Source organism: Pseudoalteromonas sp. C2R02 (genome assembly GCF_018860845.1).
GTDB lineage: Bacteria > Pseudomonadota > Gammaproteobacteria > Enterobacterales > Alteromonadaceae > Pseudoalteromonas.
The window spans coordinates 175,906-198,732 of sequence record NZ_JAHKQC010000034.1 but is presented as its reverse complement, the minus strand read 5'-3'; the positions used below and the strand labels follow the sequence as shown (position 1 = coordinate 198,732).

The 22,827-nt window shown below is 34.0% G+C and carries 16 protein-coding genes; 1 reads left to right on the top strand and 15 read right to left on the bottom strand.

Features of this window, described 5'->3' with window-relative positions; genetic code table 11:
• Positions 1-18: 18 nt before the first annotated feature.
• The gene (locus tag KO527_RS14135; RefSeq protein ID WP_216040930.1) at positions 19-675 is read right to left on the bottom strand and encodes a TorF family putative porin; all 657 of its coding nucleotides are present in this window, start codon (positions 673-675) and stop codon (positions 19-21) included.
• A 479-nt stretch (positions 676-1,154) separates the two neighbouring features.
• On the opposite strand from KO527_RS14135, the gene KO527_RS14130 reads away from it, so the two are divergent.
• The gene (locus KO527_RS14130; RefSeq protein WP_289847698.1) at positions 1,155-1,274 is read left to right on the top strand and encodes a LuxR C-terminal-related transcriptional regulator; all 120 of its coding nucleotides are present in this window, start codon (positions 1,155-1,157) and stop codon (positions 1,272-1,274) included.
• Between the two features lie 204 nt (positions 1,275-1,478).
• On the opposite strand, the gene KO527_RS14125 is transcribed toward KO527_RS14130, so the two are convergent.
• The 14 genes from KO527_RS14125 to yjjX form a co-directional block, all read right to left on the bottom strand.
• Positions 1,479-2,051: a hypothetical protein gene (locus KO527_RS14125; RefSeq protein ID WP_216040928.1), complete on the bottom strand. Its 573-nt coding sequence runs from the start codon at positions 2,049-2,051 to the stop codon at positions 1,479-1,481.
• A gap of 81 nt (positions 2,052-2,132) precedes the next feature.
• Positions 2,133-2,462, bottom strand: a complete 330-nt coding sequence (locus tag KO527_RS14120) for a hypothetical protein (protein WP_216040927.1) — start codon at positions 2,460-2,462, stop codon at positions 2,133-2,135.
• A gap of 645 nt (positions 2,463-3,107) precedes the next feature.
• Entirely contained in the window at positions 3,108-6,518 is a 3,411-nt protein-coding gene (locus tag KO527_RS14115) for a PKD domain-containing protein (protein ID WP_216040926.1), read from the bottom strand.
• A 525-nt stretch (positions 6,519-7,043) separates the two neighbouring features.
• Positions 7,044-7,505 carry a DUF1456 family protein gene (locus KO527_RS14110; protein WP_216040925.1) on the bottom strand — a complete coding sequence of 154 codons (462 nt, stop codon included), beginning with the start codon at positions 7,503-7,505 and terminating at the stop codon, positions 7,044-7,046.
• A gap of 103 nt (positions 7,506-7,608) precedes the next feature.
• Positions 7,609-8,805: an ATP-binding protein gene (locus KO527_RS14105; RefSeq protein WP_216040924.1), complete on the bottom strand. Its 1,197-nt coding sequence runs from the start codon at positions 8,803-8,805 to the stop codon at positions 7,609-7,611.
• Between the two features lie 122 nt (positions 8,806-8,927).
• Positions 8,928-10,481 (bottom strand): glycogen/starch synthase, encoded by a 1,554-nt coding sequence (locus tag KO527_RS14100; protein ID WP_216040923.1) that lies wholly within the window; start codon positions 10,479-10,481, stop codon positions 8,928-8,930.
• A gap of 14 nt (positions 10,482-10,495) precedes the next feature.
• A complete protein-coding gene (glgC, locus tag KO527_RS14095) occupies positions 10,496-11,803 on the bottom strand; it encodes a glucose-1-phosphate adenylyltransferase (protein WP_216040922.1) in 1,308 nt (435 codons plus the stop codon).
• Between the two features lie 27 nt (positions 11,804-11,830).
• Positions 11,831-14,296: a glycogen/starch/alpha-glucan phosphorylase gene (locus KO527_RS14090; RefSeq protein ID WP_216040921.1), complete on the bottom strand. Its 2,466-nt coding sequence runs from the start codon at positions 14,294-14,296 to the stop codon at positions 11,831-11,833.
• Positions 14,289-16,439: a glycogen debranching protein GlgX gene (glgX, locus tag KO527_RS14085; protein WP_216040920.1), complete on the bottom strand. Its 2,151-nt coding sequence runs from the start codon at positions 16,437-16,439 to the stop codon at positions 14,289-14,291. The genes KO527_RS14090 and glgX overlap by 8 nt, the downstream gene beginning before the upstream one ends.
• Positions 16,439-18,688, bottom strand: coding sequence for a 1,4-alpha-glucan branching protein GlgB (glgB, locus tag KO527_RS14080; RefSeq protein WP_216040919.1), 2,250 nt, complete (start codon positions 18,686-18,688; stop codon positions 16,439-16,441). The genes glgX and glgB overlap by 1 nt, the downstream gene beginning before the upstream one ends.
• Complete coding sequence (malQ, locus tag KO527_RS14075) at positions 18,681-20,744, bottom strand: 4-alpha-glucanotransferase (protein WP_216040918.1); 2,064 nt, start codon at positions 20,742-20,744, stop codon at positions 18,681-18,683. The genes glgB and malQ overlap by 8 nt, the downstream gene beginning before the upstream one ends.
• A gap of 15 nt (positions 20,745-20,759) precedes the next feature.
• Positions 20,760-21,059 carry an isoamylase early set domain-containing protein gene (locus tag KO527_RS14070; protein ID WP_216040917.1) on the bottom strand — a complete coding sequence of 100 codons (300 nt, stop codon included), beginning with the start codon at positions 21,057-21,059 and terminating at the stop codon, positions 20,760-20,762.
• Between the two features lie 451 nt (positions 21,060-21,510).
• Positions 21,511-22,182 (bottom strand): pyrimidine 5'-nucleotidase, encoded by a 672-nt coding sequence (gene yjjG / locus KO527_RS14065; RefSeq protein WP_216040916.1) that lies wholly within the window; start codon positions 22,180-22,182, stop codon positions 21,511-21,513.
• Positions 22,172-22,738 carry an inosine/xanthosine triphosphatase gene (yjjX, locus tag KO527_RS14060; RefSeq protein WP_216040915.1) on the bottom strand — a complete coding sequence of 189 codons (567 nt, stop codon included), beginning with the start codon at positions 22,736-22,738 and terminating at the stop codon, positions 22,172-22,174. Before yjjX ends, yjjG begins: the two co-directional genes overlap by 11 nt.
• Between the last annotated feature and the right edge of the window lie 89 nt (positions 22,739-22,827).

The window sequence follows — 22,827 nt, the reverse complement described above, 5'->3', positions numbered from 1 at the left end:
AGATGTTGATTTTAAATATTAAAAATTTACTTCATGGGTATAAGATATTGAAATACTGTATTCATCATCTATTTCGTCTTCATCGACAGCGCTTACCATAAAGCTAAACCCTGCTTTACTGAGACTCATATTGTAATCAAGGTAATCAGTACCAGAATCAAAATCATAACTGCCGAGATGCATACCAAACTCAACGTCTTTAAATACTTCAAATGAAAGATTCAATTCAAAATAAGTATCATCACCAAAGTCAGAATCCCAATCACTATGAGCAGTAGTTGATACACCTAAAGATAAAAAATTCCAAGAAGCAGATGCCATGACTTCAGAAAAATTTAAATCATCGCCATCATGGTAGCCATAATATATATAACCAACATCATATGAGAAATCCCCCACCTGACTTGCAAATCCTGTGTAAAAGTCTGTTTCAGTTGTGGCATCAGAGCCAAAGTCTATATTAGAAGCCCAAGTACCGGCATAGAACCCAGAACTATGCGAAAAATCAATGCCACCAGACACCGCTGGTTTTTTATCACTTTGCGTAACACCACGCCATATATAATTGTTAGTCACGCCTACATTGGCTGTAATGCCATCATCTGCATGAGCTTGAATTCCCGAAAAAGCAAAAAATATACTAATAGTAGAAGTTAAAAATTTACAATATTTCATTTTTCTTCCTTTATTATTGAAATATCTATGTAGATACATATTAGAGCAGATACATAGTTTCAATCCCCATAAGTAACAATTTTAGACTAGATCTAAGGTTTAACTAGCAATTAACTGATTATATTTTAACTTTTTACCATTAATATTTATTTATTTTTATTACAAATTTAAACTCAGTTTCAACACATTTTTTTTGTTTAAATTTAAACATCGAATCGTTATGAATCAGAATTTAAATGTTAAAATTAATAATTGCGTAACAATAAGGGCTGATCAGGGTTGGATTAAGGCATAGCTTTTCACAAAAGAAATATGAAATAGCACCTGACTTAACTGCAGTTTTTTTAAAAACAGATCCTTGTTAAGAATATAATTTAGCTGTTGATCACATTCTTACAAATAAAATTATATATCGGCTTCATTTCGTGACAAAATATCTGAGCATGACACTAAATTAACACCAAAAGAGCTCCAAGTTATTGGTACTTGGATTGAGCAATAAAGAAGTGGCATCATCACTTAATAATAGTGAACGTATCATCAATGTTTATTTATTTAACATAATGCAAAAATTAGACTTAACTAATGTTGTTGAATGAATTAACTTTACAGATAGCTATGGTACGTCACGCCTTAATCTTCATCAAAGATAGGCGTGATATTGCATGAGGTTAAAGTAGAAAAAAGAAAAACAGTAATACTATAATAGAAATCAATCCTGTGACTGATATAAACCACCAAAATAAGTCTAAAGTATATGTATCATCCTTGTTATTCATAAATATTCCATTAAGTTTTAAAAATTAAATGAGCGCTACCTGTTTTGTAGGAAAAACTTGAATTGGTTTCCTTGCTCTTAAATCAAGCCGTTCACTAATTTGAACTTGTGCTTTTCCTCCTATCAATTGTAGAAGGTAGCCTTTAGCAATTAAATTATCTTTGCTACTTTGGTCGTAAACATTAACTCGCATACCAATACTGCTTTGTAAACGACTATAAAAAAACTTTGGATTTGTTATTTTTTCTAGCCCTTCTTGTTGAGTAAAAAAATCCGTTGTACATTTTTTTGCACGCTTTATTACATAAGGATCTACTTTAATAACATCTACATTAAGTAAAAAGTGTTTAAATGCAGCTTTATTGTCTGTAAAAGTCAAATCAAAGTTTTCTAGATTTTTACTTTGAGACCATTGGCGGGTGACTGTATATTCAACATTATTAAATGTAACAAATGTCGCCATCGCACCTGTCATTTTGCTGAACCACTCTATTTTATAAGCACTTTCATTTAAAATAAAAAATTTAAGTTCTATTGAATTAAATTCTTCAGTATTAATACATTTAAATGAATTGCTAATGTTAGGGATAGTTTCCATTTAATCGCCTTATTAGGTTTTAACTATAGCTATATTTTAAAATTGAATTGTGAATAAAGTATGGATTAATAGTTTTAGCTTCTACTTTCTGATTTTGATATTAGGGTTCATGACCACTTTTCCATCACGATCAATTGTAGCGATATTATTTTCGCAAATTAGAATTGCTGTAGTACGAAAATACTGTCCTCTTATGAAGTGTAATTGGTAGCCAATGCGCCCTAACTCGCTGACAGCTACTTTTTGGATTAAATTAAGTTTGTCATATAAAAATTTTTTATTATTATCAGAATCTCTTCTTTCAACCTCTGATTTGATAATCTTTAAATCATTATTTTTATGTAATTTGGTTTTAATAAACGGCTCAATACTTTGTGAGTTTGTACACTGATGTTTAACAGAAGTATTCATATGTATTTTTACAAATTAACAAGATGGGAGTATCGTATTGGTTAATTGTGTAATAAATATGGATAATACATAAATCGTTTACTTTTAGGACATATTTAAAGGAATAGATAAAATCAACACTTCACTACATATTTATATAAAAGCCCTATTTAAAACACACTTAAAAACTATAATAATTTAACCTTAAGCGTTAAATATCTTTAATATCCAATTTATTAATGGTGATACTTAATGAGCAAGTGATCTAAAAACATGCATTTAAGTCATTTTATTAGTAAAATCAGCCAAACTATTCCTTGTAAGAACAAGCCCAATATTGGCGGATAATAGAAAAAACCAAGCAACACGCCTTAATCAACAAGTTTTAATAGATGCATTTTAAAAATAGATGCATTTTAAAAAGCGATAGATATCCGTATCAATACTGAATTTCTATTGTTTGAAGATCTGGTGGGTGTCTGATTTTCTCCTTTAGATATAAGTAAAGTGATGGCAAAAGAAACGGGGGCGCAATTGCATATTACCGATAAATTAGGGCTTGGCAGGATATTATGTCGTCAAAGTATTTCAGATCTAACGGTTTAAAAAAATGGATAACCTAAGTTACCCACTTGGTAAAAACAATATTTTACTTAATGACTTATTTTATCGACAGCCAGCAGCATCCATATCAACAATAATCGTTGAACCAGTTGCCCCTCCTGATACTTTTAAATAAGACCAATAGTTAGTGCCTGCTGCAACATCGATACACGTTGTTGTTGAGCCAGATGCCGAAGCATCGTTACTATTAGTACTCGGCCAGCCACCATTTTTATATAAAATATCTAGATTACCTTGACCATGACTTGTTGTGATAGAAATCTTTTGATGATTATTTACTTCAGGGATACTAAACCACATGGTTGAAGCATTACCTAAACATGCCGAAACACCATTTTCTAACCTACCACTCGTTACTGCACTTTTAGTCGCACAAGCATCAACTAAGTTAGTCGTTGGTATGCTTGGAGATATAGTCACGACTGCTGTATCTGTATGTGAAGCACCTTGATTATCAGTTACTGTTAAAGTGACAGTATAACTTCCTGCACTTGTATAAGTATGTGTCGGACTGATAGCGGCACTTGTATTATCTGATGAGTTTGTATCATCAAAGTTCCATGCGTAAGTGGCAATTGAGCCATCAGCATCAGTTGAACGTGAACCGTCAAAGTTAACTGAATCACCGACTGTTGCTGTATATGAGCCATTTGCATTTGCAACAGGAGCCTGATTTGTAGCTGATCCTACTGTAACAGTATAATCTTCCACTTCACCATCACCTATGTTGCCACAAGGGCTTGTTGCAGCACTGCCATATTTCATTGCTATGCGCATACGAGCCGATTTACCTGCCAAAGAACTTGGCATTGTAATACTACCTGCCACTTGATTCTTACCCGATAAACCAGATAATAATTTTTCATTATTAGTGAATGTGCCATCTTCATTTAAGTCAACCCAAGCTGTCCAATACTCTGTATAGTTGCCACCAGCAGTTAATTCAATAGGATTGTTTCCAACAACCATAGGAATAATAACAGATGTATTATCTGCATAGCCTTCTTGTGCACTTGCATGTGAAACACCTGATGATGAAACATTAGCTATCCACTCGTATCCTGTATTGCCTGAAGCTAAACAATAAGAAATATCAGTGATAGATGCATTTGTTGTTGCAGTAGCAGTTAAACCACCATTATCAGTTACGCTTAATGTAACTGTATAATCACCTGACGCTGCATATGTATGTTTTGGATTTGGTTGAGAGCTTGTATTACCATCACCAAAGTGCCAAAGGTACGTGACAATTGCACCATCTGGATCAACTGAACCATTACTATTCATCGTTATTTCTTGACCTGAAACAGCTGAATATGGACCATTAATTTGTGCTACAGGCGCTTCATTTGATGCTTGTATTACGACATTTGCAGTATCTGAGGCTGTGTTACTATCATTATCTGTTACGGTAAGGGTTGCAGTAAATGATCCTGTTGTAGCATATGTATGCTGAGGGTTAGCTAGGTTACTTGTATTGCCATCACCAAAATCCCATAAGTAACTTTGAATACTGCCATTTGTATCAGTAGTACCTGCGCTACTAAATATTACTTTTTGTCCCAATATTGCTGTATATGCACCATTTGCTTCGGCTAAAGGTAAATCAGAACCTAAAGAACGCTCATAATAAACTCTAAAAGTTGCGTTGCTGTAATCTAAGAATGGTTCAATCATCACATTGAGTTCGCCACCACCGGCGTTTAACTCACAAAATTCACTTAATCTTGGGGCACTGAATGGCCCACAATCAAATGTTGTAGTATCTGGAACACTATTCATGCTTGCATACATATCAGGATCACCCGTATAACCCCCTGCAATAACAACAACAGTTCTTATTGCATCTGAAGGAACTTGATATTGATAAGTTTTTACAGCGTCACCTTTTTTTGCGCTTAGGTTTGTTTCTTCAGCTAAAAATACTCTCTCGCAACCATTACATAAAGTTGCATCATCTACCGCTAAAATTTGTAAACGTGCATTAGAGTAAGCAGTAAAAGCATCTACCGTAGTGTTATATTCAAGAGTTGATGATGGTGCAGAAACAGTAACTAGCTCTGGCACACCTTTAGATTTGAATGAAATGTAATCAGCAGTCCAAGTATCACCATTTTTAGCAGGTACACTGCCTTTTGATACATACATATCAGGATCTTCTGTATATCCATCTAAGTAAAATGCAACTGCTTCTGTGCCACTTGGAATATTTACAACATGATTATCAACATTGCCTTTAGCCGCAGATAAATTAGTAACCTCAGTAATTAAAGACCCTGTAGGCGCGATATCTAATCCAGAACCATCCCAATAATGATCAGCTGTACTTGTTAAGTCAGATAAACCTGTCGCGATTAAGTTTTCATTTGACCATAAAGTTGCACGAGCAGGACCATGTAATGCCGCAGTCATTCTTTGAACCTGACCAGCTGTATACATGGCATAGTTATCAGAATAATGCATAAAGTTTTCTGTATTTGTCGGTTGACCCAAACAGTTAAGTGCATTGTTTTGTAAGATACTGCTGCTCATTTGTGGTGTATCACAGTTATTATCCCCTGTGGCTGCACAAAATGCTTCTTGATGGACAGAACAAACATCGCCGTCAAAAGTATGAGGTAAGTTTAGCCAATGACCAAATTCATGGGTAAATACAGAGCGGAAGTTTTCGTTTGAATTTTTACCTAGGAAATTACCGTTATATACAACACGTGACAACCCTGCTTGAGACATGTTTAATTCTGGATACCATGCAACACCCGAGCTACTTGTTGTGCCATCATTATATAAATCTTGCTGAATATAAATATTCATATATTTGAAGTTATCCCATGCATCTGCAGAGATCTCACTATCAAACTTTGAACCGTCACCATATCCAGATTTTGCACCATGACGCACAATACCGTTAGTAGGGTTACCATTTGGATCTTTTTTAGCTAATACAAACTCAACGTTTAAATTATCACGGATCGCCTGAAACTCTGCTGCAATCGGACCATCAAGTGTATTTGTACCAAGAAAATCTTCATTTGTTCTATTTAGACCATCTAAAATCTTAGCTTCTGTTAAACACATTGCACTTTCGTCAGTACAGTTGAATTCATTACCATAAACATGAAATACAACAGGTATGTAATAGCGACCGGCGATTCCGTTACCAGCTGTATCTTGTATATCTACACTGCTATTTGATAGTTTTTGTAAAACAGCATTCGCTTTACTTAATTTGTTTTCAAGTTGAAACTTATTGTTTTTTTGAATTTGATTCCAGTCTTGCAAGTTTGTATCTGTGCCACATACGTTACCTTGCTGGTTTTTTGTGTGTTGCGTTGAGTTTAACTGTTTTTTAACTGTATTAATGCTTAACTGGTTTGAACCAGCCATTGCAGAAACACTGGTTAATGCGAGTAAAGCTGACATTAACTTAGTTGCATTATTCATATAAGACATGGGTTTTCCCTAGTGCTAATTAATTTATTTTTATAAATGTTGCACTTACGTTTGCTTTTAAGCAGACATAGACCAAATATCATTATGCTAAATTCAACAATATAACCCAGGTTAACTGCATTTAGTCTTTACAGCGAGAGTTAAAATTATTGCAAAGATAAAAGGTACAACATGGATAATGTATACAATATTTAATATTGATGCAACTTTAAATTTACAATTGAACCTAAATTGCTGACAGATTTTAATTTATAAGATTAATTGTTGAGTATTTTGAAATAAAAATGGGTGCAAAATAACATTTTTATGAGTGATGCAAGAGAAGGTGAATATTGTACTAATTTCAATTTTATTAAGGTAATGAGCTAATCTAAATTAGGACAAATTTAAGAGTATAGCTTTATAGTTTCAGATTAAATCTAAGTATCCATGTAGACTTATTATGTATTTATTGTCAGTGGTTTAATTCAAGACCACCTTAGTAATAGCCTTGAATTTTCAATGGTAGCTAAATAAAAATAGGTTCTATTTAGTTGAGTTCTTTAATGTAACGCCTTTCATAAAACAAGCTAAGGTTTGAGCTGTACATTTTTTATAATGTTTGTTTGCAGGCTTCCTGAAAAAAGCACTGATTTCATGTTTACTTAATTCTAATCCCGCGATTTGAAAATGCGCAATTAAATCTTCCGCTTTTAAATTAAGGGCTATTTTTAATTTAGTTAAAATGATGTTGTTATTAAGTTTAACTGATAATGCTGGAAGACCTTTTTCACTCGGGCCACGTTTAAAAACAATATAACCATTAAGAAATGTTTCTAAACTTTTATCATCTAGTGGTTCAGACGTTTCTTCTTCTGATTTTAAAATCCATGCGTTTAATTGTTCAGCCGTTACTTTTTGGTTAGCCAAGGAAAATATTTCAAGCATTTCCTCGGTTGTATAATCAAAGATTGTGTGAATTTTAAAAAGTAGATCGTTATTTGTCATTTATGTGTTCTCAATAGTGTTTAGGTCTTTAAAATGCCTAAATAGAATTCAGGGATTTTAACAGGTTTAACCACAAACACATAAAAATATTAAACCGTTGATATTATTTAGGCAATAAAATTTCAAAAGATGAACCATGAGATGTATGAACTAACTCTATTTTTCCATTGAGCTGTAAGGAAATTATTTTTTCAACAATGCTTAGCCCTAAGCCATGCCCTTTTTTCATATCGGTAGTAAAAAAAGGATTGAATATTTTATCTCGAATATTGTCGGTTATTCCGCCGCCATTATCTGTATAGGTTAATTGCAAATGGGAGTGAGCTTGTATCGCCTCTATATTAATAACTCTATTATTAGTCTCAGGTTCAAATGCATGTACTAATGTATTATTTATTAAATGTGTCAACACTTGTGAAAATAAGTTCTTACATGTTTTGAATATTAAGCTGGTATCACATTTGAGTTTAATTGTGATATTTAAAGCGGTAATTTGGTTTTCTTTTGTTTTTAAGCAATTTGATATTAAATCTGCAATATTATATTCAGTGAGAATACCTTCATTTTGTGCAATAGAAATATCTTTATAGTCATCAATTAATAATGCTGACTTTTTTAAATTAGATTCTGCTATGACTAAACTATCATTGATATCAGATATTTGATCTGTTAACTGCTTCATCGTTAAGGTTTTGGTTTTGATGCTATCTTCAATTACTCTAATTCGTTCTTTAATAATACTCACGGAAGTAATACTTGTGCCAATAGGTGTATTTAAATGGTGTGCCATACCCCAAACTAAGGAATCAATACTCGCAATTGACTTTTGTTGAAGCAATTGCTTTTGATGATTAAAAGTAGATAATTGCATTTCAAATGTGGCTTTAATTTCATTCAACAATGCAACAAATTTTGGTTCTATTTTTCTTTGTTTTTTATCAAGTACGCATAAGGTGCCAAAAGGTTCATTTTGACGACTACTTAAGGGTACACCATAATAATAAATCATATCCAATTCTAAATCTGGGTTGTTACACCATTTAGGATCTTGTAAGGCATTGAAAACTTCAAGGGGCTTTTGAGTTTTTATGACATGCTCACAATATAATCCTGAATCGGCCAAATTCTCTGAATCTTCTAGATTATAGGGATTATTAACATCATCATTTTTAGAAAAAACTTGAATCTGATCTTCATTTACTGACATTACCAGTACAACAGGAATATCCATCAATTTCGCAATTATGTTTAAAGTAACATTCCAGTTAGATATGAGCTGTTCGGTAAGTTCTTGGTTCAATTAAATTCTAATTTAGTAACTGTTTATTATGAAATTATAGACTGATTTATAATTAATTTATGCCTCTAATTAAATAATACAGATATCATAATTTATAACGTCTGTATTATTAAAATTAAGATTTAATATAAGTTTTCAATATACGCTTTTGCACTATCTTGCCAATTGAATCTTGATTTTTTAGCATTGGTCACGATTTTCTTCCATTGAGAAGGCTGTGATTTAAAAATATTTAATGACTGTTTAAAAGTCGTTATTAAATTCTCTTGCTGCTCAGTAATCGAATTGCCATTAAAACTAAAACCATTATCTAAATGTTTTACAGTATCTTTAAGCCCTCCAACTGAATGAACTAAACAAGGTTGACCTGATCTTAATGCTAACATTTGGCTGATCCCACAAGGCTCAAATGAGCTTGGCATTAAAAATATATCCCCTAATTCATATAGCGAGTCACTTAAGTTTTGACCATAACCATTCAAAAATAAAAAATTGTCGTGTTTTGCCATAAGCTGAGTTAATTCTAGTTCAATTTGTTTATCTCCCGAGCCTAGAATAATCATTTTGCCTTTATTGGCATCTAGATGATGTAATATTTGTGAAAAAGTGTCTGGGCGGCCGATATTTTCTCTTAATAAAAGCACTTTTTGATCTGTTAAGCGACCAATACTAGTAATTAATGGGCCATCAAAAGTACCGCGATTAAGCCAGTCATTTATACGCTCAATTGCTATATAGTGAACACTTTTTACGTGTACTTCTATAGACATCCAAGCCAATAATGAGCTTTTAGCGGATTTTAATAGAGTTTCATTTGAAACTTTAACATTGGGTATATTTTGATAATCACAGCCATTTAAAATACCAACCACTTTGCCATCAAATGAGGCTTTTTTTAAATCTAACTCTAAGCCTTCACCACCAAAGAAACCTTGATTAAAATTACTTTGTTCTAAAACTTCTAAAGCGTATGTAGGTGACACTAAATGCACTTTATCAGCTAAATTAATTGCGGCACGCATTGGATTAAAACAATGAGGGTATCGCGGATCACATATTAGTTGACCATCATATGATAAAGATGAAAACCAATGTTCTAAACTTGATTCATCATGTTTAAAAGGACGTATCCCCTGTAAAGCGAGATTATGTACGGTGTAAACCGTATGTATCTGTTTCAGTTCATGATATTTTTCGTTGTATTCACATAAAACCGCAACCAGTGCACTATGCCAATCATGAAGGTGTAATACATCTGGCATTATTATATGTTGCTCATAAATACCTTGTGTAACAGCGGCACAAAATAAAGCATATTTTGTCGCATCTGATGAAAATGGTCTATCACTTGGATCATCTAAATAAACACGACCTATACCACCAGAGGTAAATAAAGGGTGGCTTAGAATGAGTTGTCTTACAGTTAGCTCCCCCTTATCTGTGTATATTTCGTTTAAAGTAACTTCTTCATGGTGACCTGAAAATGGCACATAAAAGGTTGCTAACTTATTTGATTCGTAAACATGAGTATAATTACCATAATCAGGAATAATCACATCAACATTATGACCAAGCATAGCAAGTGCTGTAGGGACATCTCTTACAACATCAGCTACACCACCTACTTTAGCACCTTTAATCGCATCATTTTCTGCTGCGACCATTAATATTTGCATATCTCTTTAATCCTTTAAGCGAGTTGGGCTACTTGCACTGTGTTATCAGTTATTTGTTGTCTTTTGGCTAACGCAATCAACATATCTCTCGTTACTAAAACAATACCTTTTTTAGATACTCTAAAACCGTTTTTAATATCTTGCTCTTGGTCATAACCTATTTCTAAGTTATCTGGGATCTCACAACTACGGTCTATGATGGCGCGCTTAATTCTACAATTTCGGCCAATAATAGCTGCAGGTAAAATAACACTTTCATTAATTTCACAAAAAGAATGCACATGCACATTAGAAAACAATAAAGATTTTCTAACTGTTGCGCCAGATATAATACAGCCACCAGATACAGTTGAATCTACCGCCATTCCACGCCTTTCGTCATTATCAAAAACAAATTTAGCGGGTGCTAATTGTTCTTGATAAGTCCAGATTGGCCAGTTAGCATCGTATAGGTCTAGTTGAGGTTCAGGAGAAGCAAGCTCCATATTCGCTTCCCAAAATGAATCTAATGTACCAACATCACGCCAATAAGGTTGACCTTCATGGCCTGGATCACTAAATGGGAATGCAAATACATTATGCTCTTCTATAATTGCCGGAATGATATCATGGCCAAAATCTCTACCTGAACCTTCTCTTTGTGCATCTTTTTTTAGTTGTTCAAATAAAAACTCAGTATTAAATACGTAATTGCCCATAGATGCTAAACATTTACCCGCTTTGCCTGGAATTGATGTTGGCATAGCTGGCTTTTCATCAAAGCGTTTTACACGATTTTGTTTATCAACTGTCATAACACCAAAAGTGCCAGCAGCCTCTTCAATATCAGTTTCAATACAGCACACCGTCATATCTGCATTGGTTTCAACATGTTTTGCGATTAATGCACCATAGTCCATTCTATAAACATGGTCGCCAGATAAAATCATCACATACTTAGGTAATTCATGACGAATGATATCCATATTTTGAAAAACAGCATCAGCAGTACCACAATACCAATCATCACCATACCTTTGAGATGCAGGTAAAATTTCAACTGATTCACCCAGTTCTTTTTTAAAGTGACCCCAAGCACGATTAACATGACGGATCAAAGAATGAGATTTATATTGCGTTGCAATACCCACTCTTCTGATCCCTGAATTAATACAGTTAGACAAAGGGAAATCAATAATTCTAAACTTTCCACCAAAATAGACCGCAGGTTTAGCACGCCAATCTGTTAATTCATGTAAGCGAGAGCCTCTTCCACCTGCTAATATAAGTGCATAAGTTTCTCTTGTTAAATTACTGATATATCGGTTTTCATAATTTGGCATTTTACTTCTCCGTAAGTATTAAATTTTTTACAATTGCCAGATATCCTGACTATATTCGTTAATCGTGCGATCACTTGAAAATGAGCCACTGGCTGCTGTGTTTAAAATGCTCAAACGCGTCCAATGGGTTTTATCTTGATATGCAAGTTCTGCCATGTGTTGTGCCTTAACGTAGCTTTCAAAATCATAGGCTACTAGCCATTCATCAGTTGAGCTTTTGATTGAGTCAAGTAGAGGTTGAAATAGACCCGGTTCAAATAAATTAAAATGACCAGATTCTATAAGTGATATAACTTCTTTTAAGTTTTGCGAGTTTTCAATGATATTTATAGGGTCATAATTATTTCGAATATCAGCTAGTTGCTCTGATTTTGCACCAAACAAAAAGAAATTATCATCACCAACAGCTTGCTTAATTTCAATATTAGCACCATCAAGAGTGCCAATAGTGATAGCACCATTCATCATAAATTTCATATTACCAGTGCCCGAAGCTTCTTTACCTGTAGTTGATATTTGTTCAGATAAATCAGTTGCAGGACAGATTGTTTCCATCGCCGTCACATTGTAATTAGGTAAAAACGCGACTCTTAGATAAGGCTTAGCAAGGGGATCTGCATTAATTGTTTGCGCTACATTATTAATAAGCTTGATAATCAACTTTGCGATAAAATAACCAGGCGCAGCTTTACCGCCAAACAATACACATCTTGGTGTGAGCGTTTTTGTATCGCCTTTACGTATACGCTCATATAAATGGATCACATGCATAACATTGAGTAATTGTCGTTTATATTCATGTATCCGCTTAACTTGAACATCAAACATCATGTTGGCATCAAACTCGACATTGCAATCTCGTTTAACTAAAGCAACAAGCTTTTGTTTATTATCAAACTTAACTTGCTGCCATTGCTTTTGAAAAGCGGCATCATCATAAAATCTGCGTATTTGTTTTACCTTTGAAAAATCTCGGATCCAATCATCACCAATTTTTTTAGAAATTAATTTAGCGAGGTTTTCATTACAATGAGATAGCCAGCGTCTAGGGGTAACACCATTGGTTTTATTATTAAACTTGGTCGGCCACAGCTGGTAAAAGTCATTAAATAAACCTTTTGTGAGTAATTGGGTATGTAATGCAGCTACACCATTTACCGAAAAGCTGCCTACAATAGCCAGATACGCCATACGGATCTGAGGGACTTCCCCTTCCTCGATTAAAGACATATTTCTTTGCTTATTTATATCGCCAGGCCATTTACATGCCACTTCTAATAAAAATCGCGCATTAATTTCATATATAATTTCTAATAATCTAGGTAACAAATTTTTGAATAATGGCACTGACCATTTTTCTAGCGCTTCAGGCAACAAAGTATGGTTTGTGTAAGCCATGGTTTTTGTGGTGATTGACCATGCTTTGTCCCAATCTAGATCATAATCATCAATTAATAATCGCATGAGCTCGGCAACTGCGATACTTGGATGCGTATCATTAAGTTGAAATACGTTATTTTGTGCAAATTCAGTAAAGTCTTCACCAAAACGTGCAACCCAGTCAGCTAAAATATCTTGCAGGCTGGCTGACGTTAAAAAGTATTGCTGGCGTAACCTAAGCTCTTTACCATTTTCACTGGCATCATTAGGATATAAAACCATTGTGATTTGTTCAGCTAAGTTTTTATGTGCGACAGCGTCAGTGTAACTGCCTGCATTAAATTCATCTAAATCAAACTCATCAGTTGCTTCTGCTTTCCAAAGTCTTAATGTGTTTACTACATCATTTTTATAACCAGGAATGGGCACGTCATAAGGCACAGCGAGAACATCTTCTGTGCCTAACCACTGATGATGCTTGCGACCTTTTTTATCCTGATATATTTCTACATGACCAAAGAATTTTATTCTTCTCGTATGTTCAGGTGCTGATATTTCCCAAGGGTGCCCTTCCCTTAACCAATTATCAGGGTGCTCAACTTGATGACCATTTTCAATGCTTTGATTAAACATGCCATATTCGTAGCGGATCCCATAGCCAGTCACAGGCAAGGCTAAACTTGCACAGCTATCTAAAAAACATGCGGCTAATCGACCTAGGCCCCCATTACCTAATCCAGCATCGTGTTCTGCGTCAGATACTTCTTCTAAGGTACTTGAGTATTGTTCTAAAGCTTTTTTAACACTCTCATCAAGCTCTAAATTTAATACGGCATTGCCGAGTGCCCTACCCATCAAAAACTCTAATGATAAATACGCCACTTGTTTTGTTGGTTTATTGATTAGGCTTTGTCTTGTTTGTCGACATCGAGCAATTAACCTATCGCGGATTGTTAAAGCTAATGCGTTATATAAATATAAATGAGATTTACCAACGCGATCTCGCCCTAAGGTATAATAAAAATGTCTTGTTAAGTCATCATGTAAGGTATTTTCATCTATAACGGGCCCTTCTTGAAGATCCCTTAAACTAGAAATATTTTCACTACTCACTCAATGTTCCTTCTTTCGTTGTAGACAATACCCAAGCTGTTTGAGCGCCAATCATTATGCTCTGCTCTGAGGTATACATTTCATTTAAATTAGGTGAAGGCAAGGTATTTAAGCGGACTTGCCACGGGGTTGCTATGTGGATGTTTGGTAATTGAAACGAACAGTCATTTTGTGAAGCATTAAATATAATCAGTAATACATCAAAGTTATTTTTATGAGACTTATTTGAAATCATATAGCCTAAAATATGGTTATCTTCGAGTTGCCAGTCAGTTTCAGACATAGGCAGCCCCTCTTTATTAAGCCAAATAAGTTCAAATTCACTATCGTTTTGGTGAATAAAACGTGTTTGCTGGAATACTTTAAACTGTTTTCTTAAAGATAAAGCTTGGGTAATAAAGCGATATAGAGGAGATTTTTGGTAGATATTTTGATCTGTAAGCCAACTAATATCATTATCTTGGCAATAAGCATTGTTATTACCATTTTGAGAATGTTCACTTTCAGTACCTGCACATATCATAGGCACGCCTTGTGAAAATAACAGCGTCAATAGAATATTTTTTTGTTGTTTTAACCTTTTTACTTTGATATCAAGTTCATCAGTAGGACCCTCTATGCCAAAATTAAAGCTATAGTTTTCACTATGACCATCCCTATTCTCCTCCCCATTGGCTTCATTATGCTTTTCATTAAACATCACTAGATCTGTTAATGTAAAACCATCATGGGCACTAATAAAATTAATACTTGCACTAGAGTTTCGACCAGAGTGTTCGAATAAATCATTTGAGCCATGAAAACGTAAAGCAAACTCAGGCAATAAACCAAGATCGGAACGCCAGAAACGACGAACTACATCGCGATATTTGTCATTCCACTCTCGCCAGTTAGGGGGGAAATTACCGAGTTGGTAGCCGCCTGGGCCAATATCCCAAGGTTCTGCAATTAATTTAACTTGGCTTAAAATAGGATCTTGGTTGATAGATTGAAAAAATGTATGATGCGTTTTAAATCCTGAAGGGTCACGTCCAAGTATGGGAGCTAAGTCAAATCTAAAGCCATCAACGCCCATGATTTCAACCCAATACCTTAAACTATCTAATACCAATTTTAATGTCATAGGATGACTGATGTTAATTGTATTACCGCAACCAGTATCATTAATATATGTAGCGAGATTAATGGGATCTAATCGGTAATAACTTGGGTTATCAAAACCTTTAAAACATAAAGTAGGACCATGATGATTCCCTTCTGCTGTATGATTAAAAACAACATCTAATATAACTTCAATATTATGTTTATGTAGTTGAGCAACCATAGTTTGAAACTCTATGATATTACCGTGAGTCAAATATGCATTATGAGGAGTGAAAAAGTTTAAACTATTATAGCCCCAGTAATTAGTTAGGTTTTTATCTTGTAAAAAACGTTCACTGATAAATTGATATACAGGTAGCAACTCAAGGGTTGTAATGCCTAAGTTCTTCAAATGTGCGATAAATGCCGGTTCTGCGAGTCCTAAAAATTTACCTCTATGTAACTCATTAATTAATGTATTATTTTTAGTTGCCCCTTTAACATGGCATTCATAAATCACAGTATCATGCCAAGGAATACAAGGTTTTTTGCCTGTATAAGCCTTAATATTCGATACTTGAGACTTGGGTATATATGCTGCTGTATCTAAATTATTAATTTCTTCAGTTGTGTTGTTGTGATTGCAAGCTTCATCAAAGTCGCTATCTGAATTTTCATCTGAGTTTAAAATAAAATCAAAAGCTGTGGCTGGTGTAAACTCGCCAAATAGCGCCTTCGCATAAGGGTCGATCAATAGATTATTTGGATTAAACCTAAGACCTTGCTCAGGATTAAAGTCACCTGTTAAGCGGTAACCGTATAACTGATCTTTAGGCAAGTAATCTATTTGGCCATGCCAAATATGCCCCTCGCCTTTGAATAGCTCAAAGCGCCCAATTTCATGAGTACCATTTTCATCAAATAAGCAAAGTTGTATTGCTTGAGCTGAACTGGAAAATACAGCAAAATTAATACTGTATTTCTCGATTTCACTGCTTGATATAACTGATGAACCTAAAGGGAAAATTAACCCAGGTTTTAACTCATAATCTATTGGCATTAATCTACTCTTTTTAAATACAAGGTAGCTAAAGGCGGTATGTCTAAATAAATGCTATTCTCAAAACCTTGCCATTGAATTAATTGAGGTTGGTATCGTGATTGTTTATTAAAATCAGATCCCCAATATTCAATTGCGTCGGTATTGAGTATTACTTCATATTCACACTTACTTGGTACGCCAATTCTAAAATTTTGATGAGTATTAGGTGTCATATTGCTGATCACAACGATATGTTCATCCAAATTTTGTGCAAAACGAATAAAGCTAAATATACTTTGACCGGCATTGCCACCATCTATCCATTTAAAGCCTTCTTGTTTATTATCTAACTGATACAAAGCTTTGTGATTTTGATAAACAGCATTTAGGTTTGTGATCAGTTGTAGCATGCCTTTATGTGGTTCAAAATCTAATAAATGCCAATCAAGGGATGAGTCATGATCCCATTCATTGTACTGAGCAAACTCTCCGCCCATAAATAATAATTTTTTACCTGGATGTGCCCACATAAATGCATAATATGCGCGTAAATTTGCAAATTTTTGCCAATCATCTCCGGGCATTTTATTAATTAAAGAACCTTTACCATGTACCACTTCATCATGTGAAAGCGGCAAGATATAGTTTTCACTAAATGCATAGATGAGAGAAAAAGTCATTTCATTATGATGATGCGCGCGATAGATAGGATCTTTTGACATGTAGTTGAGACTGTCATTCATCCAGCCCATATTCCACTTATAACCAAAGCCTAAACCACCATGTTCTACAAACTGTGTGACACCAGGCCATGCGGTAGACTCTTCTGCTGCCATCATGATCCCTGGATAGTTGCCATAACATCTTTGATTAACTTGTTTTAATAGTTCAATGGCTTCTAGGTTTTCACGACCGCCATATTGATTCGGGATCCATTCTCCTGACTCTCTGCTGTAATCTAGATAAAGCATTGAAGCGACAGCATCAACTCTTAAACCATCAATTGCAAAGTTATCAAACCAAAACATTGCATTAGAAATTAAAAAGCTCTGTATTTCAGCGCGACCATAATTATAGATATGAGTATTCCAATCAGGATGGAATCCTTGACGTTTATCTGCATGTTCAAATAGGTGAGAGCCATCGAATTTAGCTAAACCGTGGGGATCTGAAGGAAAATGTCCAGGTACCCAATCTATTAATAATCCAATATTATGTTCGTGACAGGCATCAACTAAATTTTGAAAATCAGCAACACTGCCAAAACGACTTGTAGGTGCATACATGCCAACTGGCTGATATCCCCACGAACCATCAAATGGAAATTCACTAATTGGCATTAACTGAATATGAGTAAATCCAAGAGATTTGACATAAGGCACCAGTTTTTCTGATAATTGCTGGTAGCTCAGGTAGCCCTTTAAACCCTGTTCAAGTTTTTGAGTATCATGTTGCCAAGAACCAGCGTGTACTTCGTATATGCTAATTGGTTTATCAATCGCATTACGTAATTCTCTGGCATATTGCAGATCATTAATGTCTTTGGGAGTTTTATTGCAACCAGTTAATGCTTGTTGTTCAGGTACTACAGATGCGGTATCTGAAGGTAATTGCATTGAAAATGCAAAAGGGTCAGATTTTTCTAATCTATCACCATGCGGGGTAACAATACTAAATTTATAGCTTTGCCCCTCACTTATATCTGGAATAAAAATTTCCCAAACTCCGCATGCTGGATGTTTTCTCATTAGATGGCGCTTATTATTCCAATGGTTAAAATCACCAATTAAACTGACACTCTTTGCATTGGGTGCCCATAAAGTAAACCTAACACCAATGTGTTGTTCTAGTGTTTGCCAATGCGCACCTAAGTGTTGATATGCCTGCTCTAACGTGCCTTCATTAAATAAATACATGGCATTTAAATCTAATGTAGATTCAAATGTATAAACATCAGAATGTATTTCATTAGACAATGGATAATTAATATTGAGTTTATAATGCTGACTAAAAAAAGATTTATTTAAAATCAAAGTAAATAAGTCTGTATTTTTATATCTGCTATAAGCTGACTTGTGTTTACTAGTCTCATAAAAAACTTTAGTTGCACCTGGTATGTAACACCTAAGTACATATTGATCTTCATTAAACTTGTGTACGCCTAAAAACGAAAAAGGATCACTAAATACCCCTAAGTTTAAAGCAGATACTTGTGTATCATAATCAGGTTTATATACCTGAGGTGTTATTAACATTGCTTCACTCATAGTGCTTCCTTGCCTGATTTAATTGCTTAAAAAACGTATTTTCTGAAAATAACTTTTTTGGTTTATTGTGTAAGCGCCTTCGCCAATTAGGGTATTCTTTATCTGTTCCAGGAATATTTACGGGCAACTCGTTATCATCCAAATCATCAAGCTGCACTGTGAGTAACTTCACTTTAGTGCGTGCTAAAATGATTAGTAAGCTGAGATAAATGTGTTGATGTGATGAATCTAACGTTAATTCTTTAACGTCAGATTGGCTTTTATATAGATTTAACCAATTAAGTAGTTTGGTTTTTTCAGATTGCCGTTGAGCTAGTGCCTCAAGGCATTTATCTGCACTGGGATATAAATTTAAAGAATGGCGTAAATTTATATCACTTTTTTGCCACCAAGCTTTAAATGTTGGTACATCGTGATTAGCAACCATAAGCATGGCATGAGGCTCAAATTCATCTGGAGCGATGAATTCTCCTATATGATTCTTTTCAAAATAAAATAGTAAATTGGAATAGATATTAGATGATTTCAATGCTGATTTAATTTCATCTGGTACGATACCTAGGTCTTCGCCAATCACTTCACATTGGTTCAGATGAGATTCAAGCTTAAGTAAAGCTAACATCTGCTCAAATGGATAATAAACGTAACACCCTTTGTTTTGCTCTGAGTTATCTAAAATACACCACCAGAGTCTTAATAATGCCATAACATGATCAATTCTAAGTGCGCCGCAGCTTTTCAGATTCGATTGTAGTAACTTGATGTAATGGCTATAACCTGACTGTTTTAATTTAATCGGTTCTATGGGTGGTAGACCCCAGTTTTGTCCTTCATTAGACCAAGGATCTGGTGGTGCGCCTATACTGGCATTTTTAATGAAGATATTTTCATTTTGTTTAAACTCATTACCGTCTTGAGCACACCCTACTGCTAGATCGCGTATTAAACCTAAACGCATATTACTTTGTTTACTCAATTGTTGGCACTGCTCAAATTGAATATTGGCTTGCCATTGTAAATAAGCAATAAACTCTGGATCTTTATAATTCGCTTTTAAGTTTTCTTGAGTACACACCCAATCACAATAGCTGCTAATGTCATTACCATTTTTATAATTGATGAATTGTTTGTAATAATGCGATTTAATTAATTTATGGTGTTCTAAAAAATACTGAAACAAGATGTAATAAATTTGATACTTTAAGGAAAATACCAATTCATAATCTATGTAACTTTCACTTTTTTGCTGCCTCAGCTGAGTTGATAAGAAATCAGATTTAGCTAATACTTGTGCATCAGCACAATTATTAAAGTCTTCAATATCTTGGATATGTATATATAAAGGATTGATACATAATCTATCGCTAGGACTATATGGACTCGCTCTATTTGGCTCATGATCAAATAATGCGTGTAATGGATTTAATAAAATATAGTCAGCACCGCGTTGTGATGAATGCTGAATTACACTTTTTAAGTCATTAAAATCACCTATTCCATAATTATTATCACTAATGAGACTATATAATTGCAGGGATACACCCCATGCTTGGTTATAGTCATTTAAATAAGCTTTATTTGGATAAACAACTAATTCACCACTATGTGTAATATCGTTTATTGATATTTCAATCTGGTAATATCCAATCGCAATATCATCAATTTTGAGTGCGAATTCACGGAACACTTGATCATTATATTGATAATTGCCAACTTCTTTTAACTGCGCTAACCCCTTACAGTTTGAATTAACTAATTGGTTATTTTTATAAATTTTCCAACAAATTTGTGATTTAACTTGAGCAGCATTAGCACGTACTTTCAAAATAAAATCACAATTAGATACAAAGCTAGTTTTAGCAATAATATCGAACCAAGGGGCAACATCTAATTGAAAATTAGCTAAGTTGACGGCATCTAAATCTTCTAGGTCATATCCACATACTGCTAAAACACTGCGTCTTACATCATCACTAATTGTAATTTGATCGCCGTTATAACTGGTATATTGATTGCCAATACCTTGTAAATATAATAATTGTGTTATTGATTGCATAAGGCTATATTCGCCTTAAGCTTGATAGGTATTTACAACACTATTATCACTACCAAAGCTATTTTGAATATAAGCATCAGCATGATTGTCATTTTCCCATTTATCTTCATTAATTAAGTAACGAAAATGAAAGTCTTTGTCTTTAGGTAGCCTCACTCTCGTACGATAGACTTTATCTTTCTTATTGAACTTCATATCAATAGGTTGCCAGTCATTAAATTCAGCAACGAGTTGTACTTTCTTCACATCTGATACATTAAATTCAAACGTTACTTCTGCTTCTTGTTTGGTTTTAAAAAATCTTTTAATTAACATATTGGCTCCTAACAGTTCTAAACCGAAAAAATTCCTTGCCGAACATGACTAAAACGCGTGTTTTAACAATGTTCTAAATGATGTTACTTAAGCTCATTAAAGTTAAACATATGAATATTTAGGTTTTATGACAGTATTTATTTGAGCTTACTGCACCAAAATAAAACAAAATGTTATGGCTTTTATAAAGAAAACTTAGTGTAGTAGATAGAGCAATAAATAAACCATTTTTGATTAATATTTAATATAATTTAAATTTATATGTTTTTAAATGATAATAGATCTTATTTTGGTGAGATATTTTCAACTAGAACCCTTTTTGGGTCCAGATGTGTAGCCAGATGAATTTACTTCATATAATGATGATTTGAAAAGCACATATGAAATTAATTTCATGCACTTTTTTAGTGATTTCTTGCACTAGGAAAGTGCAAGAATAGGCTTGAATTTATTATTTAAATAGTTCTAATAGTTGCCACAAAGAATCAACTTCGTGAGTAGGTGTAATATTTTTAGGCCTATTTAGTTTATCTACGTTTAACCAACAGGTATCTATACCAGCATTTATACCACCTAAAATATCAGAATGGGGATTATCCCCTACCATTAAAATATCACTTTTATTAGGCTCTCCCATGGTTTTAAAGGCATATTCAAAAATACCAATATCTGGTTTTGCAACACCAACTTGCTCAGAAATGATGAGTGTTGAAAATACATCTTTAAAGCCTGTCTTTTCTAGTCTCACAGTTTGTAATTGTGTAAAGCCATTAGTAATGATCCCCATTTTAACTTTTGTGGATAAATAATGAATGAGCTCTTTAGCACCATCAAGTGGTTTACAGATTTGTGCCATTGCATGTAAAAATTCGCTATTAAGCGTTTGAGTCGATACAGACAGTTTGTTCGACCAATCATTAAATCGGTTATGTTGTAATTGTTGTGCTGTAATATCGCCATTTTGATATTCAACCCAAAGTGGCTGATTGACTCTTTGATAGATTTCAAAATCATCAATTGAAAAGTCAACATCAAACTTTTCAAACATTAATTTTAAGCCTTGATATGCATCAAAGTGAAATAACGTTTCATCAGCATCAAATAATATCCATTTATAATTCATTATTCACTCCTGTTCCATGATATAAGTCTGCATTTATAAAGGGAGATAATGCTAAAATCAGTGCTTGAGTATAAATGCTTTCACGGGTGGCGTTATTTTGTGTTAATAATCCAATCGCCCCCCCTTTTTGTTTAATATTGGTTGTATTAAATAATTCATCCATCACATGTCCTAATTCTTTACCCGCAACTAGATCATCATAAACACTTAATGGCAATGGCAAACTTGCACTTCTGCCGACAGATTGCTGTTGATTATTGATAATTGAAAAGTACGCGCATGTGATTGGACCGTCTTCGGTTAAATCAACACCGCCCTCTAGAGCAACATAAAAATCGGCATTATTAGATCCATTTTTACAAAATAGTGCTCGGTTTATCGCTCCAAGGCGTGTTTCGCTTGCTGTCATAGGTTGTTCAGAAACACTGGATGGCGCATGCATGCCTTTACAAATAATTTGGTTGTTAGCAAAAATATTAGAAAATGCATTTTTTACTGCATTGATTTTAACAGGGTTAAGTGACCCTACGAGGATTCTGATAACTTCTTTTGACATATTATTAAACATTGTTCAGGGTATTTCTGCATAGTAACACAGCTTAACTTTGTCCTTTAAATTTCAAATGTAAGAAATTTTTAAATTTA